The organism is Serratia sp. CY44782 (assembly GCF_052168715.1).
GTDB lineage: Bacteria > Pseudomonadota > Gammaproteobacteria > Enterobacterales > Enterobacteriaceae > Serratia > Serratia nevei.
In genome coordinates, this window is record NZ_JBJNME010000007.1 from 347,119 (window position 1) to 366,215 (window position 19,097).

At 61.3% G+C, this 19,097-nt stretch carries 18 protein-coding genes; 7 read left to right on the top strand and 11 right to left on the bottom strand.

What is annotated here, in order from left to right; all coding sequences use genetic code 11:
* Positions 1 to 28 precede the first annotated feature (28 nt).
* Positions 29 to 850, bottom strand: coding sequence for a pyrroline-5-carboxylate reductase (gene proC / locus ACJ8HT_RS15855; RefSeq protein ID WP_194572795.1), 822 nt, complete (start codon positions 848 to 850; stop codon positions 29 to 31).
* A gap of 19 nt (positions 851 to 869) precedes the next feature.
* Positions 870 to 1,577 (bottom strand): YggS family pyridoxal phosphate-dependent enzyme, encoded by a 708-nt coding sequence (locus ACJ8HT_RS15860; protein WP_142110511.1) that lies wholly within the window; start codon positions 1,575 to 1,577, stop codon positions 870 to 872.
* A 20-nt stretch (positions 1,578 to 1,597) separates the two neighbouring features.
* Between ACJ8HT_RS15860 and ACJ8HT_RS15865 the strand changes: the two genes are divergently transcribed.
* On the top strand, positions 1,598 to 2,620 hold the full coding sequence (locus ACJ8HT_RS15865) for a type IV pilus twitching motility protein PilT (RefSeq protein ID WP_197652997.1): 1,023 nt from the start codon (positions 1,598 to 1,600) through the stop codon (positions 2,618 to 2,620).
* Here the strand turns inward: ACJ8HT_RS15865 and ruvX are convergent.
* The 6 genes from ruvX to ACJ8HT_RS15895 form a co-directional block, all read right to left on the bottom strand.
* A complete protein-coding gene (gene ruvX / locus ACJ8HT_RS15870; protein WP_015379046.1) occupies positions 2,617 to 3,039 on the bottom strand; it encodes a Holliday junction resolvase RuvX in 423 nt (140 codons plus the stop codon). The two genes, ACJ8HT_RS15865 and ruvX, sit on opposite strands and share 4 nt — an antisense overlap.
* Positions 3,039 to 3,602, bottom strand: a complete 564-nt coding sequence (locus ACJ8HT_RS15875) for a YqgE/AlgH family protein (protein WP_194572797.1) — start codon at positions 3,600 to 3,602, stop codon at positions 3,039 to 3,041. Before ACJ8HT_RS15875 ends, ruvX begins: the two co-directional genes overlap by 1 nt.
* Positions 3,603 to 3,747: 145 nt before the next feature.
* Positions 3,748 to 4,698, bottom strand: coding sequence for a glutathione synthase (gene gshB / locus ACJ8HT_RS15880; protein ID WP_047729854.1), 951 nt, complete (start codon positions 4,696 to 4,698; stop codon positions 3,748 to 3,750).
* A gap of 10 nt (positions 4,699 to 4,708) precedes the next feature.
* On the bottom strand, positions 4,709 to 5,440 hold the full coding sequence (gene rsmE, locus ACJ8HT_RS15885) for a 16S rRNA (uracil(1498)-N(3))-methyltransferase (protein ID WP_070913720.1): 732 nt from the start codon (positions 5,438 to 5,440) through the stop codon (positions 4,709 to 4,711).
* Between the two features lie 69 nt (positions 5,441 to 5,509).
* On the bottom strand, positions 5,510 to 6,205 hold the full coding sequence (endA, locus tag ACJ8HT_RS15890; protein ID WP_038879275.1) for a deoxyribonuclease I: 696 nt from the start codon (positions 6,203 to 6,205) through the stop codon (positions 5,510 to 5,512).
* A gap of 101 nt (positions 6,206 to 6,306) precedes the next feature.
* Complete coding sequence (locus ACJ8HT_RS15895) at positions 6,307 to 6,819, bottom strand: SprT family zinc-dependent metalloprotease (protein WP_194572798.1); 513 nt, start codon at positions 6,817 to 6,819, stop codon at positions 6,307 to 6,309.
* A 378-nt stretch (positions 6,820 to 7,197) separates the two neighbouring features.
* Between ACJ8HT_RS15895 and fumA the strand changes: the two genes are divergently transcribed.
* On the top strand, positions 7,198 to 8,844 hold the full coding sequence (gene fumA / locus ACJ8HT_RS15900; RefSeq protein ID WP_033635936.1) for a class I fumarate hydratase FumA: 1,647 nt from the start codon (positions 7,198 to 7,200) through the stop codon (positions 8,842 to 8,844).
* Between the two features lie 150 nt (positions 8,845 to 8,994).
* Entirely contained in the window at positions 8,995 to 9,861 is an 867-nt protein-coding gene (locus ACJ8HT_RS15905; RefSeq protein WP_048234664.1) for a helix-turn-helix domain-containing protein, read from the top strand.
* On the opposite strand, the gene ACJ8HT_RS15910 is transcribed toward ACJ8HT_RS15905, so the two are convergent.
* The gene (locus tag ACJ8HT_RS15910) at positions 9,785 to 10,837 is read right to left on the bottom strand and encodes an XdhC family protein (RefSeq protein ID WP_089186456.1); all 1,053 of its coding nucleotides are present in this window, start codon (positions 10,835 to 10,837) and stop codon (positions 9,785 to 9,787) included. The genes ACJ8HT_RS15905 and ACJ8HT_RS15910 overlap by 77 nt on opposite strands.
* A gap of 8 nt (positions 10,838 to 10,845) precedes the next feature.
* Positions 10,846 to 11,430 (bottom strand): nucleotidyltransferase family protein, encoded by a 585-nt coding sequence (locus ACJ8HT_RS15915; RefSeq protein ID WP_193158389.1) that lies wholly within the window; start codon positions 11,428 to 11,430, stop codon positions 10,846 to 10,848.
* Between the two features lie 208 nt (positions 11,431 to 11,638).
* Between ACJ8HT_RS15915 and ACJ8HT_RS15920 the strand changes: the two genes are divergently transcribed.
* From ACJ8HT_RS15920 to ACJ8HT_RS15930, 3 genes are read left to right on the top strand one after another with little or no spacing between them, the layout of a single operon-like run.
* On the top strand, positions 11,639 to 14,428 hold the full coding sequence (locus ACJ8HT_RS15920; protein ID WP_197652996.1) for a xanthine dehydrogenase family protein molybdopterin-binding subunit: 2,790 nt from the start codon (positions 11,639 to 11,641) through the stop codon (positions 14,426 to 14,428).
* Positions 14,425 to 14,979 carry a (2Fe-2S)-binding protein gene (locus ACJ8HT_RS15925; RefSeq protein WP_038879260.1) on the top strand — a complete coding sequence of 185 codons (555 nt, stop codon included), beginning with the start codon at positions 14,425 to 14,427 and terminating at the stop codon, positions 14,977 to 14,979. Before ACJ8HT_RS15920 ends, ACJ8HT_RS15925 begins: the two co-directional genes overlap by 4 nt.
* Positions 14,976 to 16,211, top strand: coding sequence for a cytochrome c (locus ACJ8HT_RS15930; RefSeq protein ID WP_197652995.1), 1,236 nt, complete (start codon positions 14,976 to 14,978; stop codon positions 16,209 to 16,211). The genes ACJ8HT_RS15925 and ACJ8HT_RS15930 overlap by 4 nt, the downstream gene beginning before the upstream one ends.
* Positions 16,212 to 16,278: 67 nt before the next feature.
* Here ACJ8HT_RS15930 and ACJ8HT_RS15935 read toward each other — a convergent pair whose 3' ends face one another.
* A complete protein-coding gene (locus ACJ8HT_RS15935) occupies positions 16,279 to 17,655 on the bottom strand; it encodes an amino acid permease (protein ID WP_194572801.1) in 1,377 nt (458 codons plus the stop codon).
* Positions 17,656 to 18,286: 631 nt separating this feature from the next.
* Here ACJ8HT_RS15935 and pdhR point away from each other — a divergent pair.
* Entirely contained in the window at positions 18,287 to 19,051 is a 765-nt protein-coding gene (gene pdhR, locus ACJ8HT_RS15940; protein WP_004937490.1) for a pyruvate dehydrogenase complex transcriptional repressor PdhR, read from the top strand.
* Positions 19,052 to 19,097: the final 46 nt, after the last annotated feature.

A 19,097-nucleotide genomic window follows, 5' to 3' on the forward strand; every position in this document is an offset into this window, starting at 1 on the left:
GTGGTCCTTCTCCTTAACTCGTGGTTATTTAAAATAATTTTTCCATCTCTTGCGCACGGGAAACGGCGGCCTGCATCGCTTGCGCCACGGTTTCCGGCAGTTGGCGTTCGTTGAACACCCGCAGCGCTTCGGCGGTGGTGCCGCCTTTGGAGGTCACCTGCTCGCGCAGCGTGCCCAGCGGCGTATCCGGGTTGGCTTCAACCAGCGCGGCGGCGCCGGAAGCGGCCTGTTGCACCAGATCGCGCGCGGTCTGGCTGTCGAAGCCCATGCGTTCGGCCTCTTTCTGCATCGCCTCCATAAACAGGAAGAAATAGGCCGGGGCGCTGCCCGCAGCGGCGATCACGCCGTTGATGCCATTTTCGTCATCGACCCAGCAAACTTTACCGACCGACGTCATTAAATCGCCGGTGTAGTCGCGATCCTGCCGGCTGACCTGCTCCGGTGCGTACAATCCGCTCATGCCCTTGCCGACCAGCGACGGGGTGTTGGGCATGATGCGCACGATGTTCAGCTTGTCGCCGAGCAGCTGATAGAAGCGGCTGACCTGAATACCGGCGGCGATCGACAGCACCAGTTTGCCGCTGAAATCGACCTGTTCGCGCAGCGGTTGGCAAACGTCGGCCATCAGCTGCGGCTTGACCGCCAGTACGACTACGTCGGCCTCGCGCGCGCAGGCGGCGTTGTCGCCGCTGCTGATGATGCCGTAGTCCGCCGCCAGCGCGTCACGGTTTTTCGCCGAAGGGGCGCAGACGCTGATGGATTTGGCCGGATAGCCGCCCGCCACCAGGCCGGCGATGATTGCACGCGCCATGTTGCCGGCGCCGATAAAGGTAATCTTGCGATGTTGCATCAAATCCCTCGTCTGTTTGTCAGGCCTGCGAGTAGTCGCGGGCGCCAAAAATTGCGGTGCCGATGCGCACCAGGGTGCTGCCAGCGGCGATCGCCGCAGCCATGTCGTCCGTCATGCCCATCGACAGCGTATCGGCCTGCGGATAACGCTGACGCAGGGCGAGAAAGGCATCGTTCATCCGGCTGAATACCGCCAGCTGCCGCTGATAATCCGCTTCCGGCGCCGGGATGGCCATCAGGCCGCGCAGCGTCAGGTTCGGCAGCGCGGCGATCGCTTCGGCCAACGTCGGCAGCTCGGCCAGCGCGATGCCGGATTTACTCTGCTCATCGCTGATGTTGATTTGAATCAGCACGTTGAGCGGCGGCATACCGGCCGGGCGCTGATCGCTCAGGCGCTGGGCGATGCGCAGCCGATCCACGGTATGGCACCAGGCGAAGTGTTCCGCCACCAGCCGACTCTTATTGGATTGCAGCGGGCCGATAAAGTGCCACACCAACTCGCTGCCCTGCGGCGACTCGGCGAAATGCCGGATCTTGTCTACCCCTTCCTGCACGTAGTTCTCGCCGAAGGCGCGCTGGCCTGCGGCGATGGCTTCTTCGATCGCTGCCACAGGCTTGGTTTTGCTGACTGCAAGCAGGGCAACTTCTTCTGGCGCCCGCGCGCAGTTTTGCGCGGCGGCCGCGATGCGGTTTCTGACATCCTGCAGGTTCTGTTGGATAGTGCTCATTATTGACCCGGGAGAGTGATATGGATATCGATGAATTCGTGGCCCTTAGTGTAAAGCATAATGCTTCCGATCTGCACCTTTGTGCCGGTCATCCGCCGATGTTGCGCATCGACGGTGAACTGCAGCCGCTGGCGGCGGTGCCAACGCTGACGGCGCAAGGCGTGCAGGCCCTGTGCGACGGATTGCTGAATGCGCAGCAGCGCGAGAGTCTGCGGCGGCTGGGGCAGATCGATCTGGCGCTGCACAGGCCGGGCGGGGAGCGGTTGCGGGCTAACGTTTTTCAGCAACGCGCGGGGATGTCTCTCGCATTGCGGCGCATTGCCGGGCAGGCGCCTTCGCTTGCTGAACTGGCGGCGCCGGCCATCGTCCCGGCACTGCTGTGGCGCGACGACGGACTTCTCCTGGTCACCGGCGCCACCGGCAGCGGCAAGTCCACCACGCTGGCGGCGATGATCGACGAGATCAACCGGCACCAGCCGCGGCACATTTTAACGCTGGAAGATCCGATCGAATTCCTGCACCGCAGCCGGCGGTCGCTGATTCAGCAGCGGGAGATCGGCCGCGACAGTCACAGCTTCGATGCGGCGTTGCGCGCCGCGCTGCGCGAAGATCCGGATGTGATCCTGCTGGGCGAGCTGCGCGATGTCGCCACCATTCGGCTGGCGCTCACCGCAGCGGAGACCGGCCATCTGGTGTTGGCGACGCTGCACACCCGCAGCGCGCCGCAGGCGGTGGAACGGCTGGTGGACGTGTTTCCGGCGGAAGAGAAACCCTATGTGCGTGCCCAGCTGGCCGGCAGCCTGCAGGCGGTGATCGCGCAAAAGCTGATGCGGCGGCCCGGCGGCGGGCGAGTGGCGATCTTTGAGGTGCTGACGGCGACGGCGGCGGTCAGCAACCTGATCCGCGAAGGGAAAACCCACCAGTTGGCGAGCGTGTTGCAAACCGGCGCGCAGTCCGGCATGCAAACCTTTGAGCAAGGTTTGCAGCAGCGGATAGACGCCGGCGTATTGGGGGATAGTGCGGGGGAGGGAACGGAGGGTTAACCCAGCTGCCGTTCGAACCAGCTTTCGAGGATCACCACCGCAGAGGCGGAATCCACGCTGCCTTTGTCGAGCGCGCGGAAGCCGCCGCGATCGAACAGATTGGCGCGCGCCTCCACGGTGCTCAGGCGCTCGTCATGCAGATCGATCTGGATGCCGAAGCGGCCGTGCAGCCGGTTGGCGAACTTGCGCGCCTGGGCGGTCACCGGTTGTTCGGTGCCGTCCATGTTCAGCGGCAGGCCGACCACCACCAGATCCGGCTGCCACTCCTTCAGCAGTTTTTCGATTTTCAGCCAGTCCGGCGAGCCGTCCTGCGCTTTGAAGGCCGGCAGGGCGCGGGCGCTGCCGGTTAACTCTTGGCCGACGGCCGCGCCGATGCTTTTGGTGCCGAAATCGAAGGCGATAATGGTGCGGTTGCTCATCAGGCGTGTCCTGCGTGGTTGGCGATGCTGCGAATGTCGATACCCAGAAGGTTCCCCGCCTCGCGCCAACGGCTGGCGATCGGCGTGCGAAACAGAATGTCGGTGTTGGCCTCGATGGTCAGCCAGGCGTTCTCCAACACCTCCTGCTCCAGCTGGCCCTTTTCCCAACCTGCATAACCCAGCGCCACCAGCACGTCGTCCGGTTGTTCCGGGGTGCCGAGCGTTTCCAGCACGTCTTTCGAGGTGGTGATCATGGTGTTGGGGGAAATTTGAATGCTGGCGCCGAAGCCGTGGCGCGGCGTATGCAGGATAAACCCGCGATCGTCCGCCAGTGGGCCGCCGGCGAATACCGGCTTGTCCAGGCTGATGGCCGGATCGCGCGCAGGCGGCATGATCTTCAGCTTGCTCAGTACCGTGGCTACCGTGAACTGCTCCACCGGTTTATTGATCACCAAACCCATGGCGCCTTCTTCGTTGTGCTCGCAGACGTAAATCACCGAGCGCTTGAAGCGAGGATCCTGCAGGTTGGGCATGGCGATCAGAAAATGGTGCTGTAAATTCATGGCGTTAGTATAAGGTAATCAATGGGTGAGAAAATAAACAGCCGCCAGTATGCGGCTATACCCGCCGCCTTTCAAGCCGCGTGCAAAGGCGTGCTTTGGCGGGCGCGATGCAGGATAGCGGGCGGCAGGCCGCCCGCATGACGCATTACTTCGCCGCCAGGCGCTTTTCAATCGCGTCCATCAGCATGCCGGTAATCGAGATCGGGAATGCCGCCTCAATTTCGCGCGCGCAGGTTGGGCTGGTCACGTTGATCTCGGTCAGGCGATCGCCGATCACGTCCAGGCCGACGAAGATCAGCCCTTTCTCTTTCAGCGTCGGGGCGACGGCGCGAGCGATTTTCCAGTCGCTCTCGCTCAGCGGGCGCGCTTCGCCGCGGCCGCCGGCCGCCAGGTTGCCACGGGTCTCGCCTTGCGCCGGAATGCGCGCCAGGCAGTAAGGCACCGGTTCGCCGTCGACGACCAGGATGCGTTTGTCACCGTCCTTGATCGCCGGCAGGAAGTTCTGCGCCATGCAGAAACGGCTGCCGTGTTCGGTCAGGGTTTCGATGATCACCGACAGGTTAGGATCGTCCTGCTTCACGCGGAAGATAGACGCGCCGCCCATGCCGTCCAGCGGTTTCAGGATGACGTCGCCGTGCTGCTGGTGGAATTTGCGGATGTGCGCGGCGCTGCGGCTGACCAGCGTGTCCGGCGTCAGCTCCGGGAACCAGGCGGTGAACAGCTTCTCGTTGCAGTCGCGCAGGCTTTGCGGCTTGTTGACCACCAGCGTGCCTTTGACCTCGGCGCGCTCCAGAATGTAGGTCGCGTAGATGTATTCGGTATCAAACGGCGGATCCTTGCGCATCAGGATCACGTCCAGATCGTGCAGCGCCAGATCCTGCTCGCTGCCGAAGCTGAACCAGTTCTCCTTGTCTTCCTTCACGCTCAGCAGGCGGGTGCGGGCGCGCCCGTCACCGGCGTGCAGATAGAGATCGTTCATCTCCATGTAGTGCAGTTCGTAACCGCGGCGCTGCGCTTCGAGCAGCATGGCGAAGCTGGTGTCTTTCTTGATGTTGATGGAATCGATAGGATCCATCACGATGCCGAGCTTAATCATCTTTTCTCCTTTAACCCAGGTCGCCGAAGCGGACCTGCAGAGCGGTAATGGCGGTGAGCGCTGTGGTTTCGGTACGCAGCACGCGTGGCCCCAGCAGAATATCAGTAAATCCGTGGTTGGTGGTCATGGCGATTTCGTCGGCGGACAAACCGCCTTCCGGGCCGATCAGCAGGCGGACGCGGTCTACCGGCTGCGGCAGCGTGTTGATGCTGTGGCTGGCGCGCGGATGCAGGTTGAGCTTCAGGCTGCCGTCCTGCTCGGCGCACCAGGCTTCCAGCGACATCGCCTCGCGGATTTCGGGAATGCGATTACGGCCGCACTGTTCGCAGGCGGCGATGGCGATCTTTTGCCATTGCTGAATTTTCTTCGCCAGACGCTCGCCGTCCAGTTTGACGCCGCAGCGCTCGGAAAACAGCGGGGTAATGACGTTGACGCCCAGCTCGATGGACTTCTGAATGGTGAACTCCATCTTCTCGCCGCGCGAGATCACCTGGCCCAGATGCAGGTTGAGCGGCGATTCGATGTCATCCAAGCGGCCATCGCCGAGGCGCACCAGCACGCTCTTTTTGTCCACCCGAACTATCTCGGCGTCGAACACCTGGTTGCTGCCGTCGAACAGCTGCAGCGCCTGGCCGGCGCTCATGCGCAGCACGCGCCCGACGTGGTTGGCGGCGTCCTCGCTGAGGGCTATCTCCGCCCGATCGGTCAACGGCTGCGGATGGTAAATGCGGGGTATGCGCATGGGGAGTCTGATCCTGACGAAACGGCGCCGCGGGTTGGCGGCGCCATGAAAGATAAAGGCTATAGTAGGTTAGCTTTTCCGCTGCTGACAAGCCTGTTGAATATAGGGGTTGTGGTTGCCCTGAACCTTGGCGATACGTGCTTCACGCTGACATTCCCATTGGCTCACCGGATATTGCCGGTTCCACACCTCGAACAGCTGGGTTTGCTGGCGTGACAGCCGCAGCTGGTAGCGATCGCGCATGTAGAAGTAGGTGCGGGCGATGGCGCCGCGGGCGCGGGCGGGCGGCTCCGCCTGTTTATTCTTGAAGTCCACCTTCATCGGGCATTGCCCGTATTGGCCTTCACCGCCGTTCCATTGGCTGTACATGAAGTTATTGCGGTCGCCGTTCACTTCGCCGATCGCCGGCTGCAGGTTGTGCAGATCGGTTTCTATCTGGCGATAGGTGGCGTCTTTGTTGCAGTTCTTGCGCCCGCCGTCCTGCCAGCACTGCAGCTGGTGGCCGAACTGCCAGGCCGGCACCACGTGTTCCCATTCGATGCGCTGCGCGCGTTGGGCGTTTTTACGCACCTGATAGCCGCAGCCGGCGAGATCCGGGATGCCCTTCTTGCCTTGCCAGTCGATGCGGCAGCCGCAGTAAAAACTGCCCGGCGCATCCTGGTTAATCTTGGCCGCCGCCGCCTTGGCCTGAGAAAAATTATTGATGCCGTGCGCCTGTACGGCGCCTGCGGCGAAAACCGCCATAAACAAAATTCTGCGAAGCATATTCCAAAACAGCTCAAAATTGGAAAAGCAGGCAGGGTAGCTGAACTTGCCGGTAGTGGCAAATGGCGATATTTGCTTGTTTTAACGTATAAATCGTTTAACTAAAGGTTCTCGGTAGCGAGAAATTTCAGTTTTTCGCCGCACCGGCGGCAGCGGTATTCGCTTTCGCCGCGCAGCACGCGGTTATGGCGGCGGATGGTGAGCTGGTGCTGCCCGCAGCCGCAGCGGTAGGGGAAGGTTTTGCTTTGCACCGAGGCGGTTTCGAAACGGTGAGTGCGGCTGGCGGGGGTCAGCAGCACGCTTTCCATCATCCAGCGCCATTCGCGGCCGTGCGGCGCCACCCGGCCGAATTGGCGGAACACCAGTAGGTGCGCCAGCTCGTGCGGCACCACTTCATCGATAAACGGCTGTTGGTTTTCCAGCAGCAGCACCGGGTTCAGACGAATTTCCCAGCTTTGCAGCCAGGCGGTGCCCGCGCTGGTGCCGCGTTGCTGATAGACGATGCTGGGTTCGGGGAACTCGACGGCAAAATGCTGGCGTGCCAACTGCAGCTTTTCTCGCAGGCAGCGCATCACCGCTTGTTGCAGCGCGATGGGGATTCTTGGTTTGTTCATTGCGGCCTAGCTTAAGCAATGGCGCGGCGGCTGACAATATGCCCCGGCCTAAATCCGCATCCGACGCTTTCTTGGCGCTGGCGCTGTGCGCCGGTTTTTCGCCACATTGATAAGGCGATCGCCGCCGATGGATTGTAATCAATGTGTTAACTGCGGGATAATAAAGCGTGCATGATGAGCCTGTACCCGCAGTTCTCACCGAGCAAGGTTGAAACGCCGCCTGTGGTAATCCCTTACGCAAAGAGCGGTTATTTTGCGATTTGGCGCAATAACTGACTGATTAAAAATACGTAAGGTGGAGGCAGTTTTTTGACAAGGCGCCGAGCCGTGCGCCGCAAGTGTGAATTTAACGCAGCTGATGTTGCAAGTGAGAGATCAATGTCGAATAAACCGTTCCACTATCAAGATCCGTTCCCGCTGAAGAAAGACGATACCGAATACTACCTGCTGAGCCGCGACCACGTTTCCGTGAGCGAATTTGAAGGCCAGGAAATTCTGAAAGTTGCCCCTGAAGCGTTAACCCTGCTTGCCCAGCATGCGTTCCACGACGCCTCGTTCATGCTGCGCCCGGCGCACCAACAGCAGGTGGCCGATATCCTCGACGATCCGGACGCCAGCGAAAACGACAAGTACGTTGCGCTGCAATTTCTGCGTAACTCAGAAATCGCCGCCAAGGGTATTTTACCGACCTGCCAGGACACCGGCACGGCGATCATCGTCGGCAAAAAGGGCCAGCGCGTCTGGACCGGCGGCGGCGATGAAGCGGCGTTGTCGCGCGGGGTGTACAACACCTACATCGAAGAGAACCTGCGCTATTCGCAGAACGCCGCGCTGGATATGTATAAAGAGGTCAACACCGGCAGCAACCTGCCGGCGCAGATCGATCTCTACAGCGTGGACGGCGAAGAGTACAAGTTCCTGTGCATCGCCAAGGGCGGCGGTTCCGCCAACAAAACCTATCTGTATCAGGAAACCAAGGCGCTGCTGTCGCCGGGCAAACTGAAAAACTACCTGGTCGACAAGATGCGCACGTTAGGCACCGCGGCTTGCCCGCCGTACCACGTGGCGTTCGTCATCGGCGGCACCTCGGCGGAAGCGACGCTGAAAACCGTCAAGCTGGCCTCGACCAAGTATTACGATGGCCTGCCGACCGAAGGCAACGAGCATGGCCAGGCGTTCCGCGATCTGGAACTCGAAGCGGAACTGCTGCAAGAAGCGCAGAACCTGGGTCTGGGCGCGCAGTTCGGCGGCAAATACTTCGCGCACGATATTCGCGTGGTGCGCCTGCCGCGCCACGGCGCGTCCTGCCCGGTCGGCATGGGCGTCTCCTGCTCGGCGGACCGCAACATCAAAGGCAAGATCAACCGCGACGGCATCTGGCTGGAAAAACTGGAGCACAATCCGGGTAAATTCATTCCTCAGGAGTTGCGCCAGGCCGGGGAAGGCGAGGCGATCAAGGTCGATCTCAACCGCCCGATGGCCGAGATCCTCAAGCAGCTGTCGCAGTACCCGGTTTCCACCCGCCTGTCGCTGAGCGGCACCATCATCGTCGGCCGCGATATCGCGCACGCCAAGCTGAAAGAGCGCCTGGATCGCGGTGAAGGCCTGCCGCAGTACGTCAAGGATCACCCGATCTACTACGCCGGCCCGGCCAAAACGCCGGAGGGCTACGCGTCCGGTTCGCTGGGGCCGACCACCGCCGGGCGTATGGACTCTTACGTCGATCTGCTGCAATCCCACGGCGGCAGCATGATTATGCTGGCGAAAGGCAACCGTAGCCAGCAGGTGACGGATGCCTGCCATAAGCACGGCGGTTTCTATCTCGGCAGCATCGGCGGCCCGGCGGCGGTGCTGGCGCAGCAGAGCATCAAGAGTCTGGAGTGCGTGGAGTATCCTGAGCTGGGCATGGAAGCGATCTGGAAAATCGAAGTGGAGGATTTCCCGGCGTTTATCCTGGTGGATGACAAAGGCAATGACTTCTTCCAGAAGATCCAGGCTGGTCAGTGCTCCAGTTGCCTGAAATAATCGCGGCCCCCTTCACCGTCTACGGGCGGTGAAGGGGAGTGTGTAAAGTCCTGTAGCCTGCTGGACGTCGAGTTTTAACCTGTATACCCTACGCGGATAGCACTAAAACTCGACTAATGGAATATCGGCAACAGAAGGTTCGGCAAGCACATGGGAACGCAGGAAAGTCATATCAAGGAATTGCTGGTCTGGATTGAAGATAACCTGACCAATCCGCTGTCGTTGGATATCGTTTCCGCCAAGTCAGGCTATACGAAATGGTACCTGCAGCGCATGTTCAAGAAGCAGACCGGATTGTCGTTAGCCTCGTACATCCGCGCTCGCCGCCTCTACCTCGCCGCCTTCGCCTTGCGTTTCACGCAGAAGAGCATTCTCGATATCTCGGTCGAATACCAATTCGATAACCAGCAGACGTTCTCGCGCTGTTTCAAGAAACATTTCGCCGAATCGCCCAGCGTGTATCGCCATGCCCGCAAGCAGGACTTCAGCAATCTGGTGCGTTCGCTGGCGGCCAGCCAGCCCGGCGATATTCAGGTTGAACGCGTCAGCATCGCCCGGGGGCAATACGCCTTTCACGGCAAGCGGTACGCTTATCACCTGGATATCGAGAAGCTGGACAAGTCGCACCTGCCGCAGCGCAGCGCGCTGCGGGGGCAGTTCTACACCTTGTTGGGCGAGCGCCCGACGCAAACCTATTCGTTTACCCAGCTGGTGCCGGACGGCGAGCGGGTCAGGGTCGATTATACCCTGGGCGTGACGACGGAATACCCGCTGCGCGAAGGCGTGGTGCTGGAGCCGCTGCCGGAAATCCACGGCGAGTTTTGCCGTTTTCGCTATTCCGGCAAGCCGGTGGCGCTTAACGACCACATCATTCAGATCTACACGCAGGTATTGCCCGAAATGGGGCTGGCCCGCGGTGACGGGCCGGACATTACGGTGTTCAGCTATTCGCTGAGCGGGAAAGAGGAACTGCATCTGGAGCTGCAGCATCTGGTGCCGGTGGTGCCGCTGCATTGATCCCGTCGGCGGCCGGCAGCCGGTTTTTTTGCTGCACGATCGCCGCCATCACCGCCAGGGCGATCTCCGCCGGGGTTTTGCTGCCCAGCGGCAGGCCGATCGGCGCATGGATGCGTTCCAGCTCCTGCGGCGTGAATTCGGCAATCTGCTGCAAACGCTGGCGCCGCCGCGCGCTGTTTCTGAGCGATCCCATGGCCCCGATGTAAAACGCCGGGGTGTGGATCGCTTCCATCAGCGTCAGGTCGTCCATGCGCGGATCGTGGGTCAACGCCACGACGGCGGTATTGGCGTGGCATCCCCCTTCTTCAATAAATTTGGCCGGAAACTGGCGCAGCAACGTCACGCCCGGTTTCAGCTCGGCGGCAAAGTTATCCAGCACCTCCGGGCGGTTCTCGCACACCAGCACCTCAAACCCCAGTGCCACGGCGAAATCGGCGCAGTACAGCGCCACGCTGGACAGCCCGGCGATCAGCAGGCGCGGCGCGGCCGCGATGTGCAGGGTGATCTGCTCGAGCCGGCGTTCGACCTGCGTGGCGCTGGTGAAGTGGCTTTGCTCGAGGCTGTGGCAGGCGTTGGGCAGCGTCAGGCGTTTGATCAACGCGTGATGCCCTTCCAGCGCGCCGGCGATGCGTTGCAGGTAAGCGATGCTGTCTTCACCCGCCGGCAGGTATTCGATCAGCACGTCCAGCACGCCGCCGCAGGGCAGCGCCACGTTGGGCGTCATGCCGCCTTCGCCGTAACGGATCACCTGGCTGGCCGCCTGATACTCCCCGGCGGCCACGCGGCGCAAAAAATCCTCCTCCACGCAGCCGCCCGACAGCGAACCGCTGTAGCGGCCGTCGCGGGTCGCCGCCATCAGCGCGCCCGGCGACCGCGGCGAAGAGCCGTAGGTACTGAGCACGGTGCATAACCAGACCGGCTGTTGCTGCAGCCAGCTTATCGCCTGGCTGACCACGGTGACATCAAGATGTTGCATAGGTGAATTTACTCGCTGGCCGGGAGTTGCGATGGAAGATCAATATCCTGCACGACGCCGGGGTGCTCAAGCGGCAGCAGGTGCACTGCCGCGCCTTGCAGCAGTTCACGCGCGCCATTATCGCCGCGCAGTTGGCAAAGGGGTTTGCGCAATAGGGCGGAAAAGCCGACCGGGTGGCCGGGCTGTTGCGCATAGCAGGGGCGAACTATCGCGTGCTGCCGTAAGGCATCCGCCACCTGCCGGAAAACCTCGGCGCCGACGAACGGCATATCGGCCAGGTGGATCAGCCAGCCCTGCCAGTGCGGCGTGGCGGCAACGCCCGCGGCGATCGAGTCGCCGAGGCCCGAACTGGCGAGTAGGGTGACCGGCACCTGATTGGCGGCGCAGGCTGCCAGCACCGGCAGATTATCTGGCCGGGTTACCACCTGTACCGGCAGGCCGGAAGCCAATGCCTGGCGCAGGGTGTGTTCGAACAGCGATCGCCCCTCGCCCGCCGCGTCGGTAAATCCGGCGTTCAATTTGTTGCCCTGGCCGCCGGCCTGAATAAAGCGCTCCCCGCGTCCGGCGGCGGTAATGACAATGCCCGTGGTCATGGTTGAAGTCCGCGTTTGCGCAAATTATTTATTAGCCTACAAACTACCTGTGTTTTGCAAATGTTTTTTTGTTGAAAACAGCCTGTTAATCATCACATAATTTTAGTTATAAGCATATGCTTATGACGTCTACGGCAAGGTCGTCAGCGTTTGCGCAACAACACCGCGAACAAAAACCAATTACAAGAAAGACGTGAAGGACTTATTTATGAGCAATTTCAACCCGTCGCGGCGCCGCTTTATCAAAAGCGCCGTGATTGCGGGGGTGTCTGTGTATCTCGCGCCCCTGTACAGCCGCGCCTACGCCGCGCTGTTCGAGCAAAAAATCCTCCAGTCACCCAACTGGGATCCGCAGACCAAACGCATCCGTTTCCGTATCGACGGCCGCGCCAAGGTCATGGGGCAGAAGGTGTTCGCGCGCGATATCCGCGCGGTGGACATGCCGCACTGGCCGCAGAAACAGGCGCACGCCTTCATTCTGCGCGTCACCAAAGCCGACCGGCTGTTCGAAGGGGTCGATCTGTCGCTGTTGGGGGACGACCTGCAGCCGGATCGCCTGGTGACGGCGGAAGATCTGGCGCGCGACGGTCTGGCCTTCCCGGCGTTTTACGGTGACGACATGCTGCTGCCGAGTGGCAAAACCCCGGCCTATCTCGGCCAGGCGGTGGCGATCCTGATCTATCACGACTTCGCCCGTTTCCGCTTCGCCAAGGACAAGCTGAAATTCCGTGAGGAAACCATTAAATACGGCGCGGTCACCGGCCCGCTGGAGCGCGATCCCTGGGGCAGCTTCCGCTATGTGCGGGTGGGGGGCGATCAGCCGTTCGACGACGATCGCTTCTCCAGCCTGAAGGACACGCCAATCTTCCCGGTATCGATGAAAAAACACCTGCCGGTGTGGCCGGAAGGGCGCGAGGGCGGCAAGCTGGATCAGGAAGGCATGCGCTATGCGGGCCTGATCGCCGACGAGATGGCCAATCCGCCGGCCGATTGGCTGGTGATGTCGCGCCGCTACACCACGCAGTCGATCGACACCTCGGCGCTGGAGCCGGACAACGCCAACGGCTGGTTCGACGCTGAGACGCAAACGCTGCATCTGGTGGTGCCGACCCAGTCGCCGCAGGAAGTGGCCGACGAGATGCCGCGCATGCTGGCCAAGCGCAACCCGCCGGTGAAACAGCTGATCCTGCACCCGTGCTACACCGTGGGCTACGGCTCGAAAGATCACTACAACTTCCCGTATTACGGCGCGGTGGCGGCGATGTACGGCGACGGCCACCCGGTGCGCCTGGCCAACGACCGCTTCGAGCAGTTCCAGACGGCGCTGAAGCGCCACGCGTTCGATATGAATTACCGCATCGCGGTGAATCGCCAGACCGGCGTTATGCAGTCGTTCCTCGGGGACATGACCGCGGACGGCGGCGGCCGCAGCAACTTTACCCCTTCGGTGGTAATGGTCGGCGCGACCGCCGCCCAGTCGATTTACTACTTCCCGAAAAGCGATCTGTCGTCGGTCGGGCTGGCCTCACGCGCCATCGACGCCGGCTCGGCGCGTGGTTACGGCACGCTGCAGAGCATGGCCGCCACCGAGATGATGGTGGATGAGCTGGCCGCCGAACTGAAGATCGATCCTATCGAATTCCGCCTGCGTAACGTGCTGAAATCCGGCATGAAAAATACTCAAGGGGCGATCCCGGCCGGTGCGATCCGCGCCGATGAAGTGCTGGAGAAGGCGGCGAAGCATGAGATGTGGCTCAAGCGCGCCGAACGCAAGGCCGAGTTTGAGAGCCGTCATCCCGGCAAGCGCTATGGCGTTGGCTTTGGCTGCGTGCAGAAAGACTTCGGCACCGGGGCGGAAACTTCGTTCGCCCGGGTGGAGCTGAGCGAAGACGGCCGCATCACGCTGCATCACAGCGGCGCGGAGATGGGCACCGGCATGTCGACCTCGCAGTCGGTGCTGTGCGCACAGTGGCTGGGCAAACCGGCCGACGAAGCGCATTTCTCGGTCACTGACTGGTCGGTGCTGCCGATGGTCACCAGCGGCGATCCTTACCTGATGTCGCAGGAAGAGCAGGACAAGCTGCAAACCAACCCTAACTGGACGCCGAGCTACTGTTCGCCGTCCAGCGCCAGCAACTCGGCCTATTACTTCTCGCACAGCACCCGCGAAGCGGCGCGCCTGATCTTCGATCACGGCCTGTGGCCGGCGGCGATGGCGCTGTGGCAGGCCGGCATCGGCGGCGGCCAGGCGGCACCGCTGGTGGTGCGGCGTGAGGATGCGCGTTGGGTCGAGGGCGGCCTGACGGCGGCGGGCATGTCGGTGCTGAGCCTCGAACTGCTGGCCAAGACGGCCTATCAGATGGGCGGCGTCACCGGTGCGGCGGTGCACGTCTTCAACCGCTGGCAGTGGGCGGAGGCCGATTTTACGTTGAACGGCAAAAGCGAACGCTTGCCGATCGACGGCATGGCGCTGCGCAACGCCGGCGGTGAATTCAAACCGCTGGCGCGCGGGCAAGTCTACTACCCGCCAACCCAGCGCAACAATGCGGCGGTGACCTACTACAGCGCCGTTGGCACGCTGGCGGAAGTGGCGGTGGATATCGCCACCGGCCAGGTGGAATTGCTGAATCACCATTCGATCATGGAGTGCGGCAACCTGATCGTGCCGGAACTGGTTTCCGGCCAGCTGCAGGGCGGGCTGGCGATGGGGATCGGCCATGCGCTGCACGAATATTTACCGCTGTACGAAGACGGCCCGGGCAACGGCACCTGGAACTTCAACCGTTACCATCTGCCGCGTGCCAGCGACGTGGCGGTGTGGAAACAGAGCGGCGACATCCTGCCGGCGCTGTCGGAAACCGATCCGCCGAAAGGCATGGCGGAGGTGGTGATGATCCCGATCGTGGCCGCGCTGGTTAACGCCATCGCCGATGCCACCGGCCACCGTTTCCGTGATTTGCCCGTTCGTGCAGAAAATATTCGTGAGGTATTACAATGAGCATTAAAACCCAGCCGATCTCCCTGACCATCAACGAGAAGCAGTACGGCCCGATCGAGGTGCCGGAAGGCTTGATGATGATCGATTTCCTGCACGAGTACCTTGACCTGACCGGTTCGCGCCTCGGCTGCGGGCAGGGCATTTGCCACGCCTGCGTGGCGATCGTCGATCACCCGAGCGGCACCAGCGAAGAGGTACGCACCTGCATCACCGGCGCGCATTTCTTCAACGGCAAGAAAGTGCGTACCGTCGAAGGCCACGCCAAGGTGGACGAACAGGGCGAGGTGGTTGAGCTGTCGCCGATCCAGCAGGCGTTTCTGGAGCACTACAGCTTCCAGTGCGGCTACTGCACGCCGGGCTTCGTCAATGCCGCCACCATTTTCGTGGAAAAGCTCAAGCGTGAGCCTATCGCTCGCGAGCAGCTGGAAAGCGCCATTGAGCAGGCGCTGGACAGCCACATCTGCCGCTGCACCGGCTATGTGCGTTACTACGAGGCAGTGCGCGACGTGGTGCTGAAAACGCCGGGCCTGCTGAAGGAGACGGCGCAATGAAAAAACGTCTCGCAGTATTGATTTTGCTGGTGGCGATCGTGGTGATTGCGCTGCTGTGGTGGCGGGAAAACCGCCGTTACGACGGCCCGGTGCAGCAGGTGACCGCCGGCGCCGAACAGATCGCCCGCGGCCGCTATCTGGCGCAGGCCGCCGACTGCGCCGCCTGTCATACCGCCAGCGGCGGGGCGCCGTTGGCTGGCGGCTATCCGCTGGAAACGCCGTTCGGCACGATTTACGGCAGCAACCTGACGCCATCGGCCGACCACGGCATCGGGCGCTGGACCAAGGACGACTTCTTCCTGGCGCTGACGCAGGGCGTGGCGCCGGGCGGGCGACACCTGTACCCGGCGATGCCTTACACCTCGTACAAGGGCATGTCGCGTCAGGATGCCGACGACATCTACGCTTACCTGATGACGCGCCCGGCGGTGGACGTCGCCATTCCGGCCAACGAGATGCCGTTCCCGTTCAACCAGCGCATGGCGCTGATCGGCTGGAACCTGCTGTTCCGCAGCCAGGATCCGTTGCCGGCCAGTTCGCAGGGCAGTTCGCCGCAATGGCAGCGCGGCCGCTATCTGGCTGACGTGCTGGGGCATTGTGGCGAATGCCACACGCCGCGCGGCGCGCTGGGGCAGATGGATCTCGCCAAGCCGATGCAGGGCGGCGATCTCGGCCGCTTCATGGCGCCGGACATTACGCCGCACGGTCTGGCGCAGCGCGGCTGGACGCCGCAGGACGTCAGCCGCTTCCTCAGCACCGGCCTCGCGCCGCAGGGTTCCGCCTTCAGCGAAATGCACATGGTGGTGGATCTCAGCACCCGTTATTTGACGCCGGAAGACCACCAGGCGCTGGCGCTGTATCTGATGGGCGAGCAGCCGCCGGCGGCAGTGCCGGTGAAAATAGGCCAGGGCAGCGATACCGGGCGCATGGCCTACCTGGATCAGTGCGCCGGCTGCCATGCGCGTGAAGGCGAGGGCAAACCGCACGTCGCACCGGCGATGCGCGATAACGCCACGCTGCGCCAGGCGGACGGCAAGAACCTGATCGTGTCGGTGCTGGACGGCTTGCCGGCCCAGCAGTTCCCGAATGGTGAAAGCATGCAGAGCATGCCGGGCTTCGGCGAGCGGCTGAGCGATGCCGAAGTGGCGGAGCTGGTGAATTATCTGCGTGTGACCTGGGGCGGCTTGCCGGCGGACATCACCGCCGAGCAGGTGAAAGCGCTGCGCAAGTAAGTGGCGTTCAGGCAAAAAAAATGGCCCGCATCTGCGGGCCATTTTATCTATTGCGCGGTCACGGGATTCAACGGCTGGTGACGCCGTCGACGCGTTGGCTGCGCTGTTTGATGGCGTAACCGACAGCCAGGATCGCCACCCACACCGGGATCAGCAGCACCGAGATTTGAATGCCCGGCGTCAGGTACATGATCACCAGGATGCCGGCCATGAACAGCAGGCACAGGTAGTTGCTGAACGGGTACCAGAACGCCTTGAACTTCGGCACCACGCCTTCGCGGTTTTTGGCGGCGCGGAACTTCAGGTGCGCCAGGCTGATCATCGCCCAGTTGATCACCAGCGCCGATACCACCAACGCCATCAGCAGTTCGAAGGCGCGGCCCGGGATCAGGTAGTTAATCAGCACGCACAGCGCGGTGGCGAGGGCGGAAATGCCGATGGCTACCACCGGCACGCCGCGGCCGTCGACCTTCAGCAGGCTTTTCGGGCCGTTGCCCTGCTGCGCCAAGCCGTACAGCATGCGGCTGTTGCAGTAGACGCAGCTGTTGTAGACCGACAGCGCGGCGGTGAGCACCACGATGTTCAGCACGGTTGCCACCAGATTGCTGTTCAGCGCGTGGAAGATCAGCACGAACGGGCTGCCGCCTTCGACCACTTTGCCCCACGGGTACAGCGACAGCAGAATGGCCAGCGAACCGATATAGAAGATCAGGATGCGGTAGATCACCTGATTGGTGGCTTTCGGAATGCTTTTTTGCGGGTTGTCGGCTTCGGCGGCGGTGATGCCGACCAGCTCGAGGCCGCCGAAGGAGAACATGATCACCGCCATCGCCATCACCAGGCCCATGATGCCGTTCGGGAAGAACCCGCCCTGCGCCCACAGGTTGGTGACGGTGGCTTCCGGGCCGCCCATGCCGCTGAATAGCAGGTAGGCGCCGAACACAATCATGCCGATAATCGCCACCACCTTGATGATGGCGAACCAGAACTCCATCTCGCCGTAAACTTTAACGTTGGCCAGGTTGATGGCGTTGATCGCCAGGAAGAACACCGCGGCGGAGACCCAGGTAGGGATCTCCGGCCACCAGTACTGCACGTAGATGCCGACCGCGGTCAGTTCCGCCATCGCCACCAGGACATACAGTACCCAGTAGTTCCAGCCGGAAGCGAAGCCGGCGAAGTTGCCCCAGTATTTGTAGGCGAAGTGGCTGAAGGAACCGGCAACCGGCTCTTCCACCACCATTTCGCCCAGCTGGCGCATGATCAGAAACGCGATGAAGCCACCGATGGCGTAACCGAGAATAACCGACGGGCCGGCCATTTTTATTGTTTGAGCGATACCGAGAAATAACCCGGTGCCGATTGCGCCACCTAAGGCGATGAGCTGAATATGGCGGTTTTTCAGGCCGCGTTTCAGCTGGTCACCATGCTGTTGACCATCCATCAATCTAACCCTCTGTCGTTGCGAATGACCACATGCCTGTAAAGCAGTGGTTACGATGTGTGTTTTGTTTTATTTACGGTGTTATATCTATTAATTCCACGGCGCCGCTACCGTTTGGCAGAGAATAATGTTACGCGCGTCAGTTTGCACCTGCTTTGTCGTGTGAGTGATTAAGATTGCAGCAGTTTAGGAAACAAAATGCGGGTTGTGTGACGGCTGGGGGGATTCAGTGCATGAAATAAGCAACAAATCACATAATGCGCAAAAATAACGTAGATCTGAACGGTGGGGTGCGTTCAAATAATGAACGAACCATCGTTGCGCTGCTCGCCAAATAGTCATTCATCAAAGCGTAATAACCATGCAATAAAACTTGGGCAAAAAGTTTGCACTCTTCCTTGCGTAAGGTTTGGTAAAAGTTAAATCCCCAACCCGGCGCGTAAATGGTAATACCATCACGGCGTTACCGGTTTGCAGCGGGGTTTTCAGTGGGGTGTTAAAATGTGCGGGTAACCTGATTTCGATCAAGGCCCGTATGGACAGGAGGTGAATACTTTGTTACTTTACCGTCACGTTTTTGAAATTGGTATTACCAATTGACTCCGCGCCATTCGCAGAGAAGAATTCACTCATGGCCTACAGCAAAATCCGCCAACCCAAGTTGTCAGATGTTATCGAGCAACAGCTCGAATACCTGATCCTCGAGGGGACACTGCGCCCAGGCGAAAAGCTGCCTCCGGAGCGCGAGCTGGCGAAACAATTTGATGTCTCCCGTCCTTCTCTGAGAGAGGCCATTCAGCGCCTGGAAGCGAAAGGGTTGCTCCTGCGCCGTCAGGGCGGCGGCACCTTCGTGCAAACTAATCTGTGGCAGAGCTTCAGCGATCCGCTGGCCGAGCTGCTGGCCGACCATCCCGAATCACAGTTCGATCTGCTGGAAACCCGTCACGCGCTGGAAGGCATTGCCGCCTATTACGCGGCGCTGCGCGGCACCGATGAAGATCTGGCGCGCATCCGCGACTGCCACATCGTGATTCAACAGGCTCAAGACAGCGGCGATCTCGACGCCGAAGCCGATGCGGTCATGCAGTATCAAATCGCCGTGACCGAAGCTGCCCACAACGTTGTGTTACTTCACCTGCTACGCTGCATGGGGCCGATGCTGGAACAGAACGTGCGTCAGAACTTTGAATTGCTCTACTCGCGCCGTGAGATGTTGGCAAAAGTGAGCAGCCACCGCGCCGGAATTTTTGAGGCGATTGTGGCACGCGAGCCGGAAAAGGCCCGTGAAGCCTCGCATCGCCACTTGGCGTTTATCGAGGAAATCTTGCTGGATCTCAGCCGGGAGCATACTCGGCGCGAGAGATCGCTACGGCGTCTCCAGCAACGCAAGGATTAAGAGCTGTCCTCTTCAGGGTACACCAGCCTGCGGGGGTTAAGTTCGA

What these genes read in the sequence shown, in the direction of transcription:
- rsmE (WP_070913720.1), bottom strand. Translation starts at nt 5,440, where the DNA reads ATGCGCATACCCCGCATTTACCATCCGCAGCCGTTGACCGATCGGGCG.
- pdhR (WP_004937490.1), top strand. Translation starts at nt 18,287, where the DNA reads ATGGCCTACAGCAAAATCCGCCAACCCAAGTTGTCAGATGTTATCGAG.
- ruvX (WP_015379046.1), bottom strand. Translation starts at nt 3,039, where the DNA reads ATGAGCAACCGCACCATTATCGCCTTCGATTTCGGCACCAAAAGCATC.
- fumA (WP_033635936.1), top strand. Translation starts at nt 7,198, where the DNA reads ATGTCGAATAAACCGTTCCACTATCAAGATCCGTTCCCGCTGAAGAAA.
- endA (WP_038879275.1), bottom strand. Translation starts at nt 6,205, where the DNA reads ATGCTTCGCAGAATTTTGTTTATGGCGGTTTTCGCCGCAGGCGCCGTA.
- ACJ8HT_RS15895 (WP_194572798.1), bottom strand. Translation starts at nt 6,819, where the DNA reads ATGAACAAACCAAGAATCCCCATCGCGCTGCAACAAGCGGTGATGCGC.
- ACJ8HT_RS15875 (WP_194572797.1), bottom strand. Translation starts at nt 3,602, where the DNA reads ATGAATTTACAGCACCATTTTCTGATCGCCATGCCCAACCTGCAGGAT.
- ACJ8HT_RS15920 (WP_197652996.1), top strand. Translation starts at nt 11,639, where the DNA reads ATGAGCAATTTCAACCCGTCGCGGCGCCGCTTTATCAAAAGCGCCGTG.
- ACJ8HT_RS15930 (WP_197652995.1), top strand. Translation starts at nt 14,976, where the DNA reads ATGAAAAAACGTCTCGCAGTATTGATTTTGCTGGTGGCGATCGTGGTG.
- ACJ8HT_RS15860 (WP_142110511.1), bottom strand. Translation starts at nt 1,577, where the DNA reads ATGAGCACTATCCAACAGAACCTGCAGGATGTCAGAAACCGCATCGCG.
- proC (WP_194572795.1), bottom strand. Translation starts at nt 850, where the DNA reads ATGCAACATCGCAAGATTACCTTTATCGGCGCCGGCAACATGGCGCGT.
- gshB (WP_047729854.1), bottom strand. Translation starts at nt 4,698, where the DNA reads ATGATTAAGCTCGGCATCGTGATGGATCCTATCGATTCCATCAACATC.
- ACJ8HT_RS15925 (WP_038879260.1), top strand. Translation starts at nt 14,425, where the DNA reads ATGAGCATTAAAACCCAGCCGATCTCCCTGACCATCAACGAGAAGCAG.
- ACJ8HT_RS15905 (WP_048234664.1), top strand. Translation starts at nt 8,995, where the DNA reads ATGGGAACGCAGGAAAGTCATATCAAGGAATTGCTGGTCTGGATTGAA.
- ACJ8HT_RS15865 (WP_197652997.1), top strand. Translation starts at nt 1,598, where the DNA reads ATGGATATCGATGAATTCGTGGCCCTTAGTGTAAAGCATAATGCTTCC.
- ACJ8HT_RS15915 (WP_193158389.1), bottom strand. Translation starts at nt 11,430, where the DNA reads ATGACCACGGGCATTGTCATTACCGCCGCCGGACGCGGGGAGCGCTTT.
- ACJ8HT_RS15910 (WP_089186456.1), bottom strand. Translation starts at nt 10,837, where the DNA reads ATGCAACATCTTGATGTCACCGTGGTCAGCCAGGCGATAAGCTGGCTG.
- ACJ8HT_RS15935 (WP_194572801.1), bottom strand. Translation starts at nt 17,655, where the DNA reads ATGGATGGTCAACAGCATGGTGACCAGCTGAAACGCGGCCTGAAAAAC.